At 62.9% G+C, this 17,363-nt stretch carries 16 protein-coding genes; 9 read left to right on the top strand and 7 right to left on the bottom strand.

Annotated elements, in window-relative coordinates:
* Positions 1-194 precede the first annotated feature (194 nt).
* The 5 genes from ACO076_RS16425 (at position 195) to ACO076_RS16405 (ending at position 6,347) form a co-directional block, all read left to right on the top strand.
* Positions 195-788 (top strand): CDP-alcohol phosphatidyltransferase family protein, encoded by a 594-nt coding sequence (locus ACO076_RS16425; protein WP_421723903.1) that lies wholly within the window; start codon positions 195-197, stop codon positions 786-788.
* A complete protein-coding gene (locus ACO076_RS16420; RefSeq protein ID WP_421723902.1) occupies positions 785-1,864 on the top strand; it encodes an AI-2E family transporter in 1,080 nt (359 codons plus the stop codon). The genes ACO076_RS16425 and ACO076_RS16420 overlap by 4 nt, the downstream gene beginning before the upstream one ends.
* Positions 1,861-2,559, top strand: a complete 699-nt coding sequence (locus tag ACO076_RS16415) for a chromosomal replication initiator DnaA (protein WP_421723901.1) — start codon at positions 1,861-1,863, stop codon at positions 2,557-2,559. Before ACO076_RS16420 ends, ACO076_RS16415 begins: the two co-directional genes overlap by 4 nt.
* Before the next feature lie 79 nt (positions 2,560-2,638).
* Positions 2,639-4,834, top strand: a complete 2,196-nt coding sequence (locus tag ACO076_RS16410) for an RNA degradosome polyphosphate kinase (protein WP_421723900.1) — start codon at positions 2,639-2,641, stop codon at positions 4,832-4,834.
* 61 nt (positions 4,835-4,895) lie between these two features.
* Positions 4,896-6,347 (top strand): Ppx/GppA family phosphatase, encoded by a 1,452-nt coding sequence (locus ACO076_RS16405; protein ID WP_421726756.1) that lies wholly within the window; start codon positions 4,896-4,898, stop codon positions 6,345-6,347.
* 39 nt (positions 6,348-6,386) lie between these two features.
* Here ACO076_RS16405 and rnd read toward each other — a convergent pair whose 3' ends face one another.
* Positions 6,387-7,556 (bottom strand): ribonuclease D, encoded by a 1,170-nt coding sequence (rnd, locus tag ACO076_RS16400; RefSeq protein WP_421726755.1) that lies wholly within the window; start codon positions 7,554-7,556, stop codon positions 6,387-6,389.
* 79 nt (positions 7,557-7,635) lie between these two features.
* The gene (locus ACO076_RS16395) at positions 7,636-8,787 is read right to left on the bottom strand and encodes a hypothetical protein (RefSeq protein ID WP_421723899.1); all 1,152 of its coding nucleotides are present in this window, start codon (positions 8,785-8,787) and stop codon (positions 7,636-7,638) included.
* 353 nt (positions 8,788-9,140) lie between these two features.
* Between ACO076_RS16395 and aspS the strand changes: the two genes are divergently transcribed.
* Positions 9,141-10,934, top strand: a complete 1,794-nt coding sequence (gene aspS / locus ACO076_RS16390; RefSeq protein WP_421723898.1) for an aspartate--tRNA ligase — start codon at positions 9,141-9,143, stop codon at positions 10,932-10,934.
* Between the two features lie 2 nt (positions 10,935-10,936).
* Here the strand turns inward: aspS and ACO076_RS16385 are convergent, their stop codons facing one another.
* The 3 genes from ACO076_RS16385 to ACO076_RS16375 form a co-directional block, all read right to left on the bottom strand.
* Positions 10,937-13,009, bottom strand: coding sequence for a hypothetical protein (locus tag ACO076_RS16385; RefSeq protein WP_421723897.1), 2,073 nt, complete (start codon positions 13,007-13,009; stop codon positions 10,937-10,939).
* 74 nt (positions 13,010-13,083) lie between these two features.
* A complete protein-coding gene (locus tag ACO076_RS16380; RefSeq protein ID WP_421723896.1) occupies positions 13,084-14,211 on the bottom strand; it encodes a hypothetical protein in 1,128 nt (375 codons plus the stop codon).
* A gap of 159 nt (positions 14,212-14,370) precedes the next feature.
* Positions 14,371-14,799, bottom strand: coding sequence for a hypothetical protein (locus ACO076_RS16375; RefSeq protein ID WP_421723895.1), 429 nt, complete (start codon positions 14,797-14,799; stop codon positions 14,371-14,373).
* Positions 14,800-15,112: 313 nt separating this feature from the next.
* Here ACO076_RS16375 and rpsU point away from each other — a divergent pair, with 313 nt between their 5' ends.
* Together rpsU and ACO076_RS16365 are read left to right on the top strand one after the other, a co-directional pair.
* Positions 15,113-15,358, top strand: coding sequence for a 30S ribosomal protein S21 (gene rpsU / locus ACO076_RS16370; protein ID WP_421723894.1), 246 nt, complete (start codon positions 15,113-15,115; stop codon positions 15,356-15,358).
* Positions 15,359-15,504: 146 nt separating this feature from the next.
* A complete protein-coding gene (locus tag ACO076_RS16365) occupies positions 15,505-15,903 on the top strand; it encodes a hypothetical protein (protein ID WP_421723893.1) in 399 nt (132 codons plus the stop codon).
* A gap of 74 nt (positions 15,904-15,977) precedes the next feature.
* Here ACO076_RS16365 and ACO076_RS16360 read toward each other — a convergent pair whose 3' ends face one another.
* Positions 15,978-16,211 (bottom strand): hypothetical protein, encoded by a 234-nt coding sequence (locus ACO076_RS16360; RefSeq protein WP_421723892.1) that lies wholly within the window; start codon positions 16,209-16,211, stop codon positions 15,978-15,980.
* A 113-nt stretch (positions 16,212-16,324) separates the two neighbouring features.
* Complete coding sequence (locus ACO076_RS16355) at positions 16,325-16,600, bottom strand: hypothetical protein (protein WP_421723891.1); 276 nt, start codon at positions 16,598-16,600, stop codon at positions 16,325-16,327.
* A 252-nt stretch (positions 16,601-16,852) separates the two neighbouring features.
* Between ACO076_RS16355 and coaD the strand changes: the two genes are divergently transcribed.
* Positions 16,853-17,356 carry a pantetheine-phosphate adenylyltransferase gene (gene coaD / locus ACO076_RS16350; RefSeq protein ID WP_421723890.1) on the top strand — a complete coding sequence of 168 codons (504 nt, stop codon included), beginning with the start codon at positions 16,853-16,855 and terminating at the stop codon, positions 17,354-17,356.
* The last annotated feature ends 7 nt before the right edge of the window (positions 17,357-17,363 follow it).

The raw sequence follows: 17,363 nt of genomic DNA, 5'->3' as shown, positions 1-17,363 counted from the left end.
TTAATGTCGGCTATTTCAAGCTTATATCGGATGTAAGCGAAGGCGCGCCTTGGAACGACCTTTCCCGGTGGTCCGTGTCAATGATCCGCAGTTCGCGCACTTGACGGGCGTCAACGGCGTTCCTAACCCGTTATTGCAGACTACCGCGCCCAAGCCATAGTGGTGATCTATCGGCAGTTCGGGACGATTGTCAGGTGACGCTACCCAATCTCATCAGTATCGGCCGGCTATTCCTGGTGCCGCTCGCGATCTGGCTGATCGTGTCAGGCGAGCACGTGACGGCCTTCTGGATCTTCGTGCTGGCCGGGGTCAGCGATGCGGTGGACGGGTTCCTGGCCCGCCACCTGAACATGCACTCGATGCTCGGCACCTACCTCGATCCGCTGGCCGACAAGGCGCTGCTGGTGTCTATCTACGTCACCTTCGCGGTGCTCGCCGAGATTCCGGTCTGGGTGACGATCCTTGTGGTCAGCCGCGACGTACTGATCATCGGTGCAGTGCTGCTGGCGGGTCTGCTGGGCCACCCGGTGGAGATGCGGCCCAACTTCCTTTCGAAGTTGAACACTGTGGCACAAATCATTCTAGCTGCTGTAGTTTTGGGCGACCTGGCCTTTCCCATCGACCTGTCGATGCTTCGGCAAGTGATGGTCATCGCGGTGGGCGTACTCACTGTCGCTTCGGCGTTCGTCTATGCGTTCGACTGGGTCCGGCACATGGGCACCGACAAGTCCGAGCCTCAGCCGGAGCCGCGTTCGGAATCGATGTTCGACGAGAGACTCCCGGAGTGAGCCTCAACCGCCAGATCATCTTCTGGGTCGCCACGCTGGCAGTGCTGGTGATCTTCCTCCTGGTCTTTCGCGCGATCCTGCTTCCCTTCGTCGGCGGCATGGCACTCGCCTATCTCCTCGACCCGGTCGCCGACTGGTTTCAGCGGCGGGGCCTCAACCGACTCGCAGCAACGCTGATCATCCTGGTGATGTCGGTGATCGTGTTCGTCGCCGTGCTGGTGCTTATCGTGCCAGTGCTAGTCAATCAGTTCGTGCTGCTGATCGCTAACATGCCAGCCTACATCGATCAGCTCGAAGTGCTTATCCAGTCGCTCTTGCAGAGCGGCTGGGCGGAGCGGCTGGGCGTCAACCCGGAAGAGGTTCGCAACTCGGTCGGGACGTTTCTGACGCAGGGAACGACCTGGATCAGCACCTTTGTCGGGTCGGTCTGGAGCGGTGGGCTTGCCTTCGTCAACGTGATCGCGTTGCTGGTGGTGGCCCCAGTCGTGGCCTTTTATCTCCTCTACGATTGGGACCGGATGATCGGCCTGATCGACAGTTGGCTACCGCGCGATCACGCTCCTACCATCCGCAAGCTCGCCGGCGAGATCGACCGGGTGATCTCCGGTTTCGTGCGCGGCCAGGCGCTGGTCAGCCTGACGCTCGGCATCTTCTACGCCACTAGCCTGGTGATTCTCGGTGTCAATTTCGGCTTCCTGATCGGTCTGGTCGCCGGGCTGGTCAGCTTCATTCCATATCTGGGTTCGGTCCTTGGCTTCATTGTCTCGGTTGGCATCGCGCTGCTTCAGTTCTGGCCGGACTGGATCTTCCCCGTCGCCGCGGCCGGCATCTTCATCGTCGGGCAGCTCCTTGAAGGCTACGTCCTGCAGCCCTTCTTCATCGGGACCAATGTCGGCCTGCACCCGGTGTGGCTGATGTTCGCGCTGTTCGCGTTTGGCCTGCTGTTCGGTTTCGTGGGCCTGCTGGTCGCGATCCCGGCGGCGGCGGCGGTTGGCGTGCTGGTGCGCTATGCGCTGGCGCAATATCTGGCGAGCCCGATCTACAAGGGCCAATCGGCGAAATCCGACGACTCATGAGCCGTGACCGGTCGGCGCCGCCCGGCCAGCTTCCCCTCGAACTGCCACACGAAACCGCGCTCGGGCGAGCAGACTTCATCGTCGGCGAAAGCAACCGGAACGCCATCGCTCTCATCGACTGCTGGCCAACATGGCCAGAACGCGGCGTCCTGCTGGTTGGTCCCGAAGGATCTGGGAAGTCGCATCTGGCTGCAATCTGGTGCGCGATGTGTGGCGGTCGCCACGTCGAGGCCGCGGCGCTGGATCGGGAAGACGCCGCCTTCGACGACGAAACAACGGCCCTCGCGGTCGAGAACCTCGATCGGATACCGGTCGACGAGGCAGCGCTGTTTCATCTTGTTAACCGGGCGATCGAGCGCCGAAGGGCGTTGCTGTTCACCAGCCGGAAGCCGTTGTCGAGCCTTGGCTACGCCTTGCCCGACCTGGTCTCGCGGCTGCGCGCGACCCAGGCCGTAAGTTTGGCGCCGCCCGATGAGACGTTGCTTCGCCAGCTGCTGACCAAGCTGCTGGCCGACCGGCAACTGGTTGTCGACCGGTCAGTGATCGACTTCATCGTGCTCCGCATGGAGCGGTCGTTCGATGCCGCCAATCGTCTCGCCGCCGCGCTCGACAGCCGGGCGCTGGCCTCAAATCGGGCCATCACCCGCCGGCTGGCGAGCGAGGTTCTTGACGATCTCGCGGCTAGTGGGCCGTGATTGATCGCTTCCGCCCGCGGAATGTTGGCGAAATCGTCACAATCGAGGATTATGTGATTATTCCTCAGGGCGAGTATTGATGGATCAGAAAAACCCAGACATTGCGACACAGGCCGGCGCCGAGGTTATCGACCTGACCGATGGCGAGCGGTTGCGGGCCCTGCCGGAGCGGTTCATCAACCGCGAACTCTCATGGCTGGAGTTCAACCGACGGGTCCTCGAAGAAGCCAGCAACGAACAGCACCCGCTGCTGGAACGGCTGAGGTTCCTGTCGATCTCCGCCAACAATCTGGACGAATTCTTCATGGTCCGGGTCGCGGGCCTGCGGGCACAACAGCGGCAGGGCATCGATCTGGTCAGTGATGACGGGCTGACCCCGACCGAGCAACTGGAACGCATCGGCGAAGCCGTGACCGAGCTGTCGGCGGATCAGCAGTCGGTTTGGGCGAGCCTGCGGGGCATGCTGGTCGCCAAGGGTATCATCCTCGTCGAGGCGAGCGAGATCACGCCCGAGGAACGGCAATGGCTGGAGGCCAAGTTCCTCGAATCGGTGTTTCCGGCGCTGACACCGCTGGCCATCGACCCCGCCCATCCGTTCCCGTTCATCCCCAATCTCGGATTGACGCTAGCGCTTCAGCTCAGCCGAGCGAGTGGCCGACCGATGACCGCGCTGATGCGCGTGCCGGCGACACTGGGCCGCTTTCTGCGTCTGCCGCCATCGGAAGCGGGGCGGGACCGTTTCATCTCGATGGAACAGGCGGCCTCGCTGTTCGTGTCGAGGCTCTTCCCCGGCTACAACGTCGAGGGGCAGGGCGCTTTCCGTGTCATTCGTGACTCCGACATTGAGGTCGAGGAAGAAGCCGAGGATCTGGTCCGGTTCTTCGAGAGCGCTCTCAAACGGCGGCGGCGCGGATCGGTCATTCGCCTCGAAATCGACTCGGCGATGCCGGAAGATCTCCGCGACCTCGTCGCCAAGGCGCTCGACGTGTCGGGCGGCGAGATTTCGGTGGTCGACGGCATCCTGGCGCTCAACGACCTGTCACAGCTGATCGGGGTCGATCGGCCGGACCTGAAGTTCCGACCCTATACGCCGCGCTTCCCGGAGCGGATTCGCGATAAAGGCGGCGATTGCTTCGCCGCTATCCGCCAGAAGGACCTAGTGGTCCACCATCCCTATGAATCGTTCGACGTCGTGCTCCAGTTCCTCGGACAGGCTGCCGAGGACCCGGATGTCGTCGCGATCAAGCAGACTCTCTACCGGACTTCTAACGACTCGCCGATCGTCGAGGCGCTGACCGAAGCGGCCGAAGCCGGGAAATCGGTAACGGCGCTGGTCGAACTCAAGGCGCGCTTCGACGAGGAAGCCAACATTCGTTGGGCACGGGATCTCGAACGCGCCGGCGTGCAGGTGGTTTATGGCTTCATCGATCTGAAGACCCACGCCAAGCTCTCGCTGGTGGTGCGTCGCGAGGCGGGTGCGCTGGCCAGCTACGTCCATATCGGGACGGGCAATTATCACCCGGTGACGGCCCGCATCTATACCGACCTGTCGTATTTCACCGCAGACCCGGCGATCGCCCGCGACGTGGCGCGGATCTTCAATTTCATCACCGGCTATGCCGAGCCGGCGGAGCTGGAGCGGATGGTCATCTCGCCGACGATGCTCCGGCCGCGCATTCTCGAACTCATCCAGGGCGAAATCGCGTACGCCAGGGCGGGAAAGCCGGCGGCGATCTGGATGAAAATGAACTCGCTGGTCGACCGCACCATCATCGATGCGCTCTACGCGGCAAGCGATGCCGGTGTCAAAATCGACCTCGTGGTGCGCGGCATCTGCTGCCTGCGCCCAGGCATCGCCGGCCTGTCCGACAACATCAAGGTCAAGTCGATCGTCGGGCGCTTTCTTGAGCACGCCCGCATCTTCTGCTTCGGTAACGGCCACGGGCTACCGTCGCCGGAAGCGACGGTGATGATCGGTTCGGCCGACCTTATGCCCCGCAATCTTGACCGTAGGGTTGAAACCGTTGCGCCGATTCTCAACCCGACCGTGCACCAGCAGATCCTCGACCAGATCATGGTCGCCAACCTCGCCGACAACGAACAGAGCTGGGCCGTCTTGCCCGACGGGTCGTCGGAACGCATCATGAGGAAGAGCGGTGAGTCGCCGTTCAACGCCCACAAGTACTTCATGACCAATCCGAGCCTGTCCGGTCGTGGCAAATCTATCAAAACTGACCCGCCCAAACCGCTCCGCAAAAGAACGAAAAGGCGTTGAATCGGACGTCGAGGACGCGCCCGGCCGACTGAACGGGGGCGGTCCGGTCGGGGTCATCGACATCGGGTCCAACTCCGTGCGTCTGGTGGTGTACGAGCGGCTTTCTCGCATCGCCACGCCGCTGTTCAACGAAAAAGATCTCTGCGGGCTGGCTCGTGGGCTGGAAGCGAACAAGAGGCTCGATCCTGCCGCCGTCGCCGCTGCGCTTGCGACCATGCGGCGCTATCGGGCGTTATGCGACCAGATCGGTGTCGCCCGCATCCATGTGCTGGCGACGGCTGCGCCGCGCGAGGCGTCCAACGGCGCCGAATTCGTCTCGGCCGTCGAAGCGATTATCGACTCGCCGATCCAGATGCTCTCCGGCGGGGAGGAAGCGCGGCTGACGGCGCTCGGCGTGATCTCTGGTATCCCGGCGGCGGATGGCGTGGCGGGTGATCTCGGCGGCGGGAGCCTCGAAGTGGTCGACGTGGCCGGCGGGGCGATCGGCGCCGGCGAATCGTTCGGGCTCGGCGGCCTGCGCCTTCAGGAAGCGTCGCAGGGGTCGATGAAGAAGGCGGAGAAGATCGTCGCCGAAGCCCTTAAGAAATCTGAGGTTCTCGCCGGCGGCGCAGATCGTTCGTTTTACGCTATCGGCGGGACGTGGCGTTCGCTGGCGCGGCTTCATATGCGTCAGACCGGCTATCCGCTCAACGTGACCCATCAGTACACGATGGACGCTGGAGAAGCGCTCGACTTTTGCCAGATGGTCACGCGGCGGGACGTCGAATCCCTCGATTCGATTGAGGTCGTGTCGCGGAACCGGCGTCCGCTGCTGGCCTATGGGGCGGCCGTGCTCGCTCAGGTCATCGACGTCATGAGGCCCGAGCACATCGTGATGTCGGCGCTTGGAGTGCGGGAGGGGCACCTGTTCGATCTGCTGTCGCAGGCGGAGAAGAAGCGCGATCCACTGATCGTCGCGTGCGAGGAACTGGCGTGGCTGCGCTCGCGGTCGCCGCGTCACGCCGGCGAACTGGTGCCGTGGACCGAGCAAGCGTTTGCGGCGATCGGCCTCGAGGAGACCGAGGAAGAGGCACGCTTGCGTCATGCCGCGTGCCTGCTCGGTGACGTCGGCTGGCGGGTTCATCCGGAATATCGCGGCGAGCAGAGCCTCAACCTGATCGCCTACGCCGCTTTCATCGGCATCGATCATCCAGGCCGCGCTTACCTGGCGCTCGCCAACTTCTATCGCCACGAGGGGCTGATCGACGAGGCGCTGAGTCCGCGGATTCGCGAACTGGCCTCGACCCGCTACATGGAACGCGCCCGGGCGCTCGGGGCTGTATTGCGGACCGCATACCTGATCTCCGGGGCAATGCCCGGCGTCGTCGGTCGCACACGGTTGGAGCGCCGCGACGACACGCTGGCGCTGGTGCTGCCGTCGGACCTGGCGCCGCTTGGCGGATCGCGTGTGGCGCGGCGGCTCGGGCAGATCGCCAAGACTGCGGGGCTCAGCCCGGTGATCGCGGTGGAATAGGCGACCGCTCGGACCCAATGCCGGCGAAAGCGGCTGCGTTCAGGTCTGTCCCTGAGCTTTGCGCCGGGCGTTCTTGACGGTGATCACCTGGTTCTGACGCACCGCCAGCGCCATGTCGCCGTGCTTGAGCTTAAGCGCCGCGTCGCCGAACAATTCGCGACGCCAGCCATGCATCGCAGCGACCTCGGCTTCATCGTCAGCGGCGATCGCTTCCAGATCGTCGACCGTCGCGATGACCTTGGCCGCGACGCCGTGGTTCTCACTGGTCATCTTCAAGAGGACCTTGAGGAGATCGACGGCCGCGCCGCTGCCGTTGGTCGATGATCGCGTTCTCGGCAAGCGCGGCAGGTCCTCCTTGGGCACGGCGAGAGCCTGATCGACGGCGGCGAGAATGGCCTCCGCCGCACGGGACCGTTCGAAGCCCTTGGGGATGGTGCGCAACTGGCCAAGGGCGGCCGGGGTGGTGGGCTGCTGCTGGGCGATTTCGTAGATCGCATCGTCCTTGATCACCCGGTTGCGCGGCACGTCACGAGCCTGAGCCTCCTGCTCGCGCCAGGCGGCGAGCTCCTTGAGCGCGGCGAGCTCGATCGGTTTGCGGACCCGCATCTTGAGGCGCTTCCAGGCCGCTTCAGGCTCCATGCGGTAGGTGTCGGGCGAAGTCAGCACCTCCATTTCCTCGCGCACCCATTCGGTCCGGCCCTTGGCCGCCAGCCGGTCGGCGAGGGCGTGGTAGACATCGCGGAGATGCGTGACGTCGGCGAGTGCATAATCCTGCTGGCGTTCGGTCAACGGGCGGCGCGCCCAGTCGGTGAAGCGGGACGATTTGTCGATGCGCGCGCCGGTCAGCTTCTGAACGAGCTGATCGTAGCTGACCGAGTCACCGAAACCGCAGACCATGGCGGCGACCTGGGTGTCGAAAACCGGGTGGGGAATGAGATCGCCCAGGTGATGGACGATCTCGATGTCCTGCCTGGCGGCATGAAAGACCTTGACCACCTTCTCGTTGCCCATCAGCCGAAAAAACGGCGCGAGATCGAGGTCCGGCGCCAGGGCGTCGACGATGACCGCCTCGTCCGGGCTCGCCATCTGGATAACGCAGAGCTTCGGCCAATAGGTGGTCTCCCGCATGAATTCGGTGTCGACGGTGACGAACTCGAAACGGGAGAGACGTTTGCAGGCTGCCGCGAGGTCCGCGGTCTTGGTGATAATCGGCATAGTCTCCTATAGCGCAGGCCGGGCGCCGAATCCCAGCCCTCAGCGGCTCAGGAGTGCCCTGCTTCACACCCTGTCATAGGGCGATGTCGAAAACACCGAAGTGCTGATGGGTCAGGGCGAGATTCTTCGCCAGGCTCGCGAATTCGACCGCGGGGTCGCCGCCGAAGCCGTCCCAGTCATAGAGCAAGCGGCCGTTTGCGGCATTGTAGATCAGGTGGTGGTCTGACTCGGTCGCGGCCGAACCGATGGTGAACTCGCTCGCCTCCACCGTCTCGCCAAGCTCGCTGAAATAGATGTCGCGGAGGACGACCTTGTCTTTGTCGACATCGAAATCCTTGATCCGATCGACCTGGTCTTCGTCGTAGTTCTCGGTGAAAGCGAACCTATCCTTGCCATTGCCACCGATCAGCTTGTCCTTGCCGAGGCCGCCGGCGAGAACGTCGCGCCCATCCTTGCCAACCACTCTGTCGTCGCCGTCACCGCCGACCAACACGTCGCCGGCTTTGCTGCCGAGGAGGACGTCGTTGCCGTCACCCCCGTCGAGGTGGAGCTTGACGGCGCCTTTGGGCAGTTTCGCCGCATCGATCCGATCGGCGCCGCCGAAGCCCTTGACCTGAACGTGGTCACCATTGTCGCCGACGTGATCGACGATAACTTTCGCACTGAGGCCTTTGACCTTGACGCCGTCTTCGGTGGCCTTGACGACAATGTCGTCTTTCTCGTCAGCGCCATCGATGATCACGACATCAACAGCTTTGTCGGCCTTCTTGCCGTTCTTGGAGAGATCAACCTCGACGACCTTGACGTCGGTGCCGTCCATATCGTCGATCCAGACTTGGTCTTCGCCGCCGCGTGTCTTGATCTGAATGGTTTCGACATTGTCGATGCCACGCGGTTCGTGTCCGATGCCGAGGACTGCGAACGCCAGTCCATCCTGCGCGGTGACGACGTAGTGCTCGTTCTCCTGGGTTCCCTTCAGCCGGTAGATGTCGTCGCCGCGGCCGCCATCGACAAAGTCGCCTCCGTCGCCGTCGTGCCAAATGAAGATATCGTCGCCTTTGCCAAGTTTGACGGTGTCCGGGCCGCCGCCGGCGCGGACCTTATCATCGCCGCCGCGAGCCAGGATGCGGTCGGCAAAGGGTGTTGGCCAGCCCGATACGGTGCCTGACGTGAAGCCGGGGGTGATGATCTCAGCAGCGCTCGTCCCCAAGATGAGCTTTTCCATAATGTCTTGTCTCCCCGTTGGAATCATGTGGCCGACAGCGATGGCCATGGAAATCAGCGCCGCGCCGCTGATGCTGCGGCGGCGCGTCAAAATCGAAAATGTGTGTCTCGCGTCTCGCGACGGACCGAAATGGCCGCGGCGATAAGGGATAGAAAGATCCGGTCAGCCAACCACCGCGCAGAGCAGGGCATGGCCAAAACGACTTTCGCCTCTATCCGACGAGGATCCGACGGGCTGTGAACGCGGTCACAGGGCATTGCGGACGCGATGCACGCGGGCGCGCTTGACAAGCCGCGCTGGGCCATGCGTTTGTCCGCGCGTTTTCACCGCGCTCCCTTAATCGACGGATTCCCATGCACCGCTATCGCTCTCACACCTGCGGCGACCTCCGCCTCGACAATGTTGGCGAAACCGTGCGGGTTTCGGGCTGGGTCCACCGGGTCCGCGACCATGGCGGCTTGCTATTCATCGACCTGCGCGACCACTACGGCCTGACCCAGTGCGTGGTCGATCCGGATTCCGATGCGTTCTCGATGGTCGAAGCGGTGCGGGCCGAATGGGTCGTGTGCATCGACGGCGAGGTCAAGCGCCGCACCGAGGACACCATTAATCCGCACCTGCCGACCGGTGAGGTCGAGGTGTTCATCCGCCAGATCGACGTGCTGTCGGTCGCGAAGGAATTGCCGCTCCAGGTGTTCGGCGACCAGGAGTATCCCGAGGACACGCGGCTGACCTACCGCTTCATCGACCTCCGGCGGGAGAAGATCCACGCCAACATCATGAAGCGCTCGGCGATCATCGACTCGATCCGCCGGCGGATGCGTGACTCGGGGTTCTTCGAGTTCCAGACGCCGATTCTGACCGCTTCGTCGCCGGAAGGGGCGCGGGATTTCCTTGTCCCGTCACGACTCCACCCCGGCAAGTTCTACGCCCTGCCGCAGGCGCCGCAGCAGTTCAAGCAGCTCGTCATGGTGGCCGGCTTTGACCGCTACTTCCAGATTGCGCCCTGCTTCCGCGACGAGGACGCCCGCGCCGACCGGTCGCCGGGCGAGTTCTACCAGCTCGACATCGAGATGAGTTTCGTCGAACAGGACGATGTCTTCGCCGCGGTCGAGCCGGTGATGCGCGGCGTGTTCGAGGAGTTCGCCGACGGGCGGTCGGTGTCCGTCGACTTCCCCCGGATTCCCTACGCTGACGCGATCACCAAATACGGCACCGACAAGCCGGACCTGCGCAACCCGATCGAGATGGCCGACGTCACCGACCAGTTCCGCGATTCCGGTTTCAAGGTGTTCGCCGGCCAGATCGCTTCCGACCCGCAGGTCGAGGTCTGGGCGATTCCGGCACCGACCGGCGGAAGCCGCGCCTTCTGCGATCGGATGAATTCATGGGCGCAAGGGGAGGGGCAGCCGGGCCTCGGCTACATCTTCTTCCGCGACGACGGCGAGGGCGCCGGACCGATCGCCAAGAACATCGGGCCGGAGCGCACGGAAGCGATCCGGGAGACGCTGGGACTGCGCGATGGCGACGCGGTGTTCTTTGTCTGCGGCCACCCTGCCAAGCATCACATCTTCGCCGGAACCGCCCGCCAGAAGATCGGGGAAGAGCTGAACCTGATCGATAAGAACGCGTTCGCTTTCTGCTGGATCGTCGATTTCCCGATGTATGAGTGGAACGAGGAGACCAAGCAGATCGAGTTCTCGCACAACCCGTTCTCGATGCCGAATTACGATCATGAAGCGTTCCTGGTGCTTGACCCGGCCGATAACGATACGATTCTGTCGATCAAGGCGATCCAGTACGATCTCGTCTGTAACGGGGTGGAGCTGTCCTCTGGCGCGATCCGGAATCACAAGCCGGAGATCATGCGCAAGGCGTTCGCGATCGCCGGCTATGACGAGGCGGTGCTGGAGGGCGAGTTCGGCGGTATGCTCAACGCACTGCAATATGGCGCGCCGCCTCATGGTGGCATCGCGCCCGGGATCGACCGGATCGTGATGATGCTTTGCGGCGAAGAAAATCTGCGCGAGGTGACGCTGTTCCCGATGAACCAGCGCGCCGAGGATCTGATGATGGGGGCGCCGTCAGAGGTCGGCGCCCGCCAGCTCCGCGATCTTCACATCCGGCTGAACCTGCCGGAGGAGTAACGCTACTCCGGCCGCGATTGCGGCGGGGACTGCAACGTATCCTCCGTCGCGGCGCCGCTTTCGGGCGTTGGTCGCGGCGTGGCCTCGACCTCCGTGGTTGGCGCCGGTTCGCTGGCAACGCTGACAGCGAGCAGGTCGATCATTCGCTCAGGTGCGGTATCGCCGACTTCCTCGAGGGTCGAGAACGGCACCGGAGCGGCGGGCTTCGCCTCAAAGATGATCGATCCGCCAGGCGCAGCAATGAACTCCCGGATCGCGGGCGTGAGTTGGTCGAGGAAACCCGATTCGCGAATAAGCTGCGCCACTTCCGGGTTGCCGGCGGTTCCCATCGAGATGAAAAACGGCAAGGCGTCTGCGAACTGGCTCCGAATCTGATCCTTTGGCGCGTTCATCTCCTCGGCCAGGAGTTCGAGCCCGTGGCCGACGATGGCCTCATCGGTGAACGCAAATCGCCCTTCGACAAAGGTCGCGTCGGGGAGCGTCTCCGGCGAAATATCGATCTCAGCGCCGTCGAACAGAGACAGCGGCACACCGCCGATCTCCATGTCGAAAGCCATGCTGCCCATGCCCTCAGAGCCAAGTGTCATTGCGATTGAGAGAAGCTCGTCGGCCCACTCGTAGCCGAACGTCATGGCGACGTTCAGTTGGTCATAGCCGAAACGCTGCATCATCAGCCGCGCTTCACGGTCCATGACGTCGGTGGGAACGACCAAACCCTCCATTTCCATGGTAGTCACCGTCGGAATGATGCCGATGTAGTCGCTTGAGTCGACACGCAAGCGATCGAGGCTGAGCCGCTCGACATCTGGCGTCTGCAGGTCGAAGCCGACGAGTTCCATGAAGCCGATGACCGGGATGACGTCGTTCGGGTCCGGCTCCCCACCGGCATCGAACGTGGCGATCAGGCGCTTGAGGCCATCGATGCCGCCGAACACCATATTGCCGATCGCGAAGCTATCGACCCGGGTTGCGAACGCGCCGCGCATGGAAAACTCGAGCCCGGCGAACGAAAACTCACGCATCCCGTCGATCGAAAGATCGCGGATGATGAAGTCGTCCAGGGCAACGCGGTCGACGCCCGGCATATCGACCTCGATGCCGGACGTGCGGAATACACCGATTGACCAGGCACCAAGCATGTCGGGGATCGCTTGCTTTGCCATACGCTCGATGCGCCACTCCGGCATGTTGGGGTCGAGGGTGACCGCGTCGAGGAACGTGGTGAACTCTTGCGGTGGCTGGCGCACGTTCAGGTCTTCCGCCTCGATCAGGTCGATGAACACCCGTGCGCCCGGCGCGTCGACGACGATGTCACGATAGGCGACGTAGCCGGACGCATTCCGCCAGACCATGTCGCCGCGGCCGTTCTGGTAGGCGTCGGGATCGTATACGTGCACGAACGCACCGAGATCGAGATCACGGCCCTCGGTGACGCCGATGCGGATCGTCATCAACTGATCCTCGACCGGCGCTTCCATGCGGGCCGCGGCGGCATCCATCCGAGCAATCTTGCCATCGGCGAAGTCTTCAAGGCTGACCTGCTCGTAGGCAACGCGGCTCTCGACCCCTTCGAGCGTCTGGATGACATCGATCTCGGCGGCGGAGGCGCGCGCGATGTCGATTTTCAAGGCCTCGGAATAGACCTTCATCAGGGAGATGATTGGCTGCTCCGCCGAGAAGACTACGGGGTCCAGAACTGGAACGGAGAGGCCTTCGACTTCAAGGTCAGTGAGACCGATACGCGAAAATCCGGCGATGACGGTCCCGCCGTCGGTTGCCAGGCGATCGACGGTGATGGTTCCGTCCGTCGCCTCCGCGAAGCCGGTCACGGTGATCGTGTCAAAGTTGAGCTCGGTGCCCGGTTCTTCGCTGCGGATCACGAGGCCATCGACGGTCGCGGTGTCGGTAGTCGAATTGAAGGACAGGCTTGTGAACCGCGCCGACCATTCAGGAGTCGCGTCGAGGTCCGAAACCATCGCGCGTAGGGCGGCTGCCGTGGTTGATTCCTGTGATTGGGCAGTGGCTGGCGAAAGTAGAACGAGGCTCGCGACAGCGAGCGAAATTCGTACAGTCATGTGGTGCTCCGAGTTTCTCTCAACGCCCCCTCAGAGACTAAGCCCCGACCCGCAGACGAGCCGGGGCCTGAGGATCAGTTGTTAGCGGTGATGTCCGCTGACAGGATGTCGGGCAGCGTACCGGGGTCTACCATCGCGGCACCTGCGATGTCGTCGATCTTTACCGGCTCCGCTGGCGCGATCGAGAACGTGATCGACTTCGGGTCGTTGAGGAAGGTGCCCGCCGCCGTGGCAACTTTCTCCTGGAACGGTGGATTGCCGAGCATGTTCAACATGAAGGGCAGTGCACCGACTGTCTGGGCAACGAAGGCCTCGCGTGGCATGTTCATCATCTGCGCCTGCATATCGAGAACACGCTCGACCACGCCGGCGTTGTCGAAGCGGATGGACAGATTCTCGATTGCGCCGTCGCTGAAGTCCGGCCGGCCACCAAGACTCTCCATCACCATCCCGGCAAACGTGCCGCCGATGGTCAGCGTACCTACTTCGTCAGCGTCGAGCTTGAAGGTCTCGAGCGTGAAGAGATTTCCGCCCTTCTGGTAGCTTCCGGCGACCTCGAGGTTTCCGTTGAAACCGTTCGTGTAGCCAAGCTGGTCGACGACCGCCTTCATCTCGGGCTCCTGGGCAAAAACTGCCGCGGGGATGCTGAAACCAGCGATCTTCAGGTCAAAGTCCTGCGGTTTGCCGTCGGCGTCGACGGTTCCTGTGCCATCAATCGACGCGATGGTGATGGGCGCCGGCAGATCGTCGCCCTCAATGTTCAGGCCGGTCATCGAGACGCCTTCGAACGGCAGCCTGTCCTGGTCAGCCTTGGCTTCTTCGGCGGACGGCATCACCACATCGTCCAACCTGCCTGTCTGCCACGAAACGGTGGCTTCCTGATCGACGAGCTTGCCATTGTCGAACGTCATGCTGTCGGCAGTGAACCCGCCCTCTGCCTGCATCTCCGCGCCGGTGACAACGACGGTCGGCATCGTCGCCGTGTCGCCGTCCTTGTCAGTTCCGACGAAGCCCGTGATCGTGATCGTGCCACCCGAGCCAGAGGCGGATTCATAGGTAGCGTTCGCTCCGTCCCGCGCGGCGAACGCGGCGACCAGGGCATCGGCGACTTCGGTCGCATCCGCAGCGAGGGCGGGGCCAGCTGCGATGACGAGGTAAAGCGCGGCACCGCCGAGCGCCGCCGATCGGAGTCGTGAGGACATAGGGTTCTCCTGAAGTGGAAAGGGGCGCGCCGTTCCGTCTGTTGTTTCTGAGGCGCTGATCGGCCGCACTATCGCCGGAGTTCGTGGCAAGGGCAAGGCCGCAGGAAACCTCAAGTTTTTCAACTAAATGTGTGTAGGAACAAGGTTTTCTTATCCGGCTCACTCGGCCGGCGCGACCTCCGTATTATCTTCGTACGGGTCGATGGTTTCAGTGACGTCGATCACCGCCCCGTCAGGGTCGATCATCAAAGTGATGTCGCAGCGGCTGAACTCCGGCGCGGCCAGACAGATCGCGACGAAGGCATCACGCACCGCGTCCCGCCCAGGCTGACCGCATAGCACGTGGGTGGCGTGGAATTCCGGCAACCAGACAATCATCAGGCCCGACCATCCCGATGGTGCGCACCAGCGGGTCGTGAAACACGCCTGGCCGCCTGACTCAGTCGCGCATTGCTCCTTGGCACAGGCCAGGGCGGTCGCGGCATCGCTGTCCTGGCACCACCACGTGCCTTCCTCCGCTTGTGCGAAACCGATCCCGACCAGGCCACTTTGCGCGCTGACGGGGGCGATGGCGTAAAGCGCGGCCATGACGAAGCCTGCGATCATGCTGTTGTTAATCAATTTCTCTCAATTCCTTGCAGTTCTTCCAACCTGGGCTTGCGTGACGCAAAGGCCATGATAACCGCACTTTTTGCTTGCTGGGGCTGGCCAAATGAATGGCTAATCGCTAGATACGGCATCAATCACCGGTTCTTGGAGCGGAGAGGGCAGGCGCTTCCTCCGCATATTGCGTCTCCGGAGGCGCGATCGGAGCCTTTTGTTGCCCGACCGGACAACGTCGGGCGTGACTACGCAACGGATGGAACGGTCGTATCTGACGGCCGGTCGGAAGGAAGGTCTTTTGCAGATATTCGTGCGCGACAACAACGTCGACCAAGCGATGAAGGTCCTCAAGAAGAAGATGCAGCGTGAGGGCGTCTTTCGCGAACTGAAGCGCAAGCGGTTCTACGAGAAGCCGTCGGAGAAGCGGGCGCGGGAGAAGGGTGAGGCGATTCGCCGGGCGCGCAAGCTGGTGCGCAAGCAGGCGCAGCGCGAAGGCCTGTTGCCGGGCCCGAAGAAGCGCGCAACCGGACCTGGGCGACGCTGAACCAAGACCCTTTCAATTCGCATTTTGATACCGCGTCGGATCTGACTGTCGCGGCAAACGGGGAGATGGCCTTGAAACCGTTCGGCCCTGGAATGCGACCTGTGGACGTGAATGGTCCTGTTCGCTTTGGTCGGCGCGCCGCGTCGGTGCTGAAGGCGACCGCGGCGGCGGTGGTGGTGGGTTTGGCCACGACGGCTTCGGGGTTGGCGGACGACCAGTCAGCGAAGTCTTTCGTAGGGTTGTGGCAAGGTGTCGACAACGTCGATGGTAGCCTGCGGACCATCTCGATCACCGAACTTGATGACGGCACGTTCAACGTCCTCGCCCATGACTCCTACTGGACAATGTGCGAGGGGCCAGGCGGTCTCGAAACCGACACGGGCCAGGTCGACGACAAAGGCGTTTTGCAACTGACAGGGCAGGTCAACTGCCGATCCGGCGCGACTGTTGAGTTTGACACCCGGTACACATGGGAAGACGGGACGCTGCACGAGGAAGTCGTCGACGCGCCGTTCCGCACGATCTATTTCCGCATCAATCAGTAATTCGCTTGACAAAAAAGAGCCGCCGGTTGGGGCACCGACGGCTCAGTTTGCCTTGGGGGATTGGAGAACAGGTATCAGTTGCTCGCCGTTTCGGGGACGGCGATGCGGTTGAGAACCGAAAGCCCTTCAGTGCGGACTTCGATGGTTGTGAATTCGGGTGGGGTTATCGTTTCGGCGATTGGGAGCCGATCCGACTTAGCAGCAGCCGTCACTGTGCTGCTTTCGTAGACTGCGACGCTCGCTGCCGCGACCGCGGCCATTGCGACCAAGCTGATTCCGGCGATCGCCGAATGAACCCAGATGTTCATGTTTCCCTCCTGACGGAACCGTGCGTTTCGTGGTTCGCACCATGGCCCCAGCCAACTGAACCTTTGCCGATGCGTGTATTCATCTTACGTTCAGCCAAGGTTCGCGGATCACATCAATACGCGGTGGAAAACCGATCGGCCGCCAGGATCGCGACGGTTTGCATCAGCGGCTCCTGTTCGATGACCGGATCGGCCGAGATGTATCGGACATCGGCACCGGTGCCACCGTCGAGGCATGCGGCCGGAATCTGCGGCCATGCGGCGGTTTCACAGTAGGCTGCGAGATCGGTTTCCTTCGTCTCACCGCTGAGGGTCGCACCGGTGATCCCGGCGGCGGCCGTCACGACAAAAGCTGCGGCGACGAACAATTTGCGGGTCGTGGTGGTCATCTTCTGTGCTCCGGTTTGCCGAACGCTGTCCGGTGTTGCTGATGACGAAGATAGGAAGGACGGGCCGAGCCGGCAGTGATGGGCATCACTCAAACCATGTGACAACCATCACAGTGGCGGCGAGCCGAAAGCCCAGGATTTCCTGGCCTTTGGCACCCGCTTCTCACCGCGCCAACTGGCCGGACCTTGCTCCCGGCACGGGTAACCGGTAGACAGCCGACAGCCTTTCTGCGCCATCCACGAACCCAACGAATGATCCGCACCGCGCTCTATCCGGGCACGTTCGACCCGATCACCAACGGTCACGTCGATATCCTCGCGGCGGCCCTGGCGCTCGCCGATCGTGTGGAGATAGCGATCGGAACCCATCCGACCAAGTCAACGATGTTCGCCCTCGACGACCGGCTGGCGATGATCGCGGCGGCGGTCGCCGAGCTTCCCAACGGGCAGGGCGACCGGGTGGCGGTCTCCACCTTCGACGGGCTCACGGTTGCTGCTGCGCGTTCGGCGGGCGCGACGCTGATCGTCCGCGGCCTGCGCAATGGTGCCGACTTCGACTACGAGATGCAGATGGCGGCGACCAATGCGGTCCTGGCGCCGGAGGTCCAGACAGTGTTTCTGCCGGCGTCGGCCGGGACTCGCCACATCACGGCCACGCTTGTCCGCCAGATCGCGGGCATGAACGGCGATCTGTCGACGTTCGTGCCGTCATCGGTGCAGTCCCTGATTCAGAATGCGCTGGACAGGGGGGCGTAACAGAGAC

The sequence above is a fragment of the Bauldia sp. genome, from assembly GCF_965232525.1.
In the GTDB taxonomy this organism is placed as follows: Bacteria; Pseudomonadota; Alphaproteobacteria; order Rhizobiales; family Kaistiaceae; genus Bauldia.
This window is presented reverse-complemented; position numbering and strand designations above follow the sequence as displayed.

Excerpts from the sequence above, each read along its gene's own strand:
- ACO076_RS16415 (WP_421723901.1), top strand. The coding sequence starts at position 1,861 with ATGAGCCGTGACCGGTCGGCGCCGCCCGGCCAGCTTCCCCTCGAACTG.
- ACO076_RS16410 (WP_421723900.1), top strand. The coding sequence starts at position 2,639 with ATGGATCAGAAAAACCCAGACATTGCGACACAGGCCGGCGCCGAGGTT.
- ACO076_RS16395 (WP_421723899.1), bottom strand. The coding sequence starts at position 8,787 with ATGGAAAAGCTCATCTTGGGGACGAGCGCTGCTGAGATCATCACCCCC.
- aspS (WP_421723898.1), top strand. The coding sequence starts at position 9,141 with ATGCACCGCTATCGCTCTCACACCTGCGGCGACCTCCGCCTCGACAAT.
- ACO076_RS16385 (WP_421723897.1), bottom strand. The coding sequence starts at position 13,009 with ATGACTGTACGAATTTCGCTCGCTGTCGCGAGCCTCGTTCTACTTTCG.
- ACO076_RS16380 (WP_421723896.1), bottom strand. The coding sequence starts at position 14,211 with ATGTCCTCACGACTCCGATCGGCGGCGCTCGGCGGTGCCGCGCTTTAC.
- ACO076_RS16375 (WP_421723895.1), bottom strand. The coding sequence starts at position 14,799 with ATGGCCGCGCTTTACGCCATCGCCCCCGTCAGCGCGCAAAGTGGCCTG.
- ACO076_RS16360 (WP_421723892.1), bottom strand. The coding sequence starts at position 16,211 with ATGAACATCTGGGTTCATTCGGCGATCGCCGGAATCAGCTTGGTCGCA.
- ACO076_RS16355 (WP_421723891.1), bottom strand. The coding sequence starts at position 16,600 with ATGACCACCACGACCCGCAAATTGTTCGTCGCCGCAGCTTTTGTCGTG.
- coaD (WP_421723890.1), top strand. The coding sequence starts at position 16,853 with ATGATCCGCACCGCGCTCTATCCGGGCACGTTCGACCCGATCACCAAC.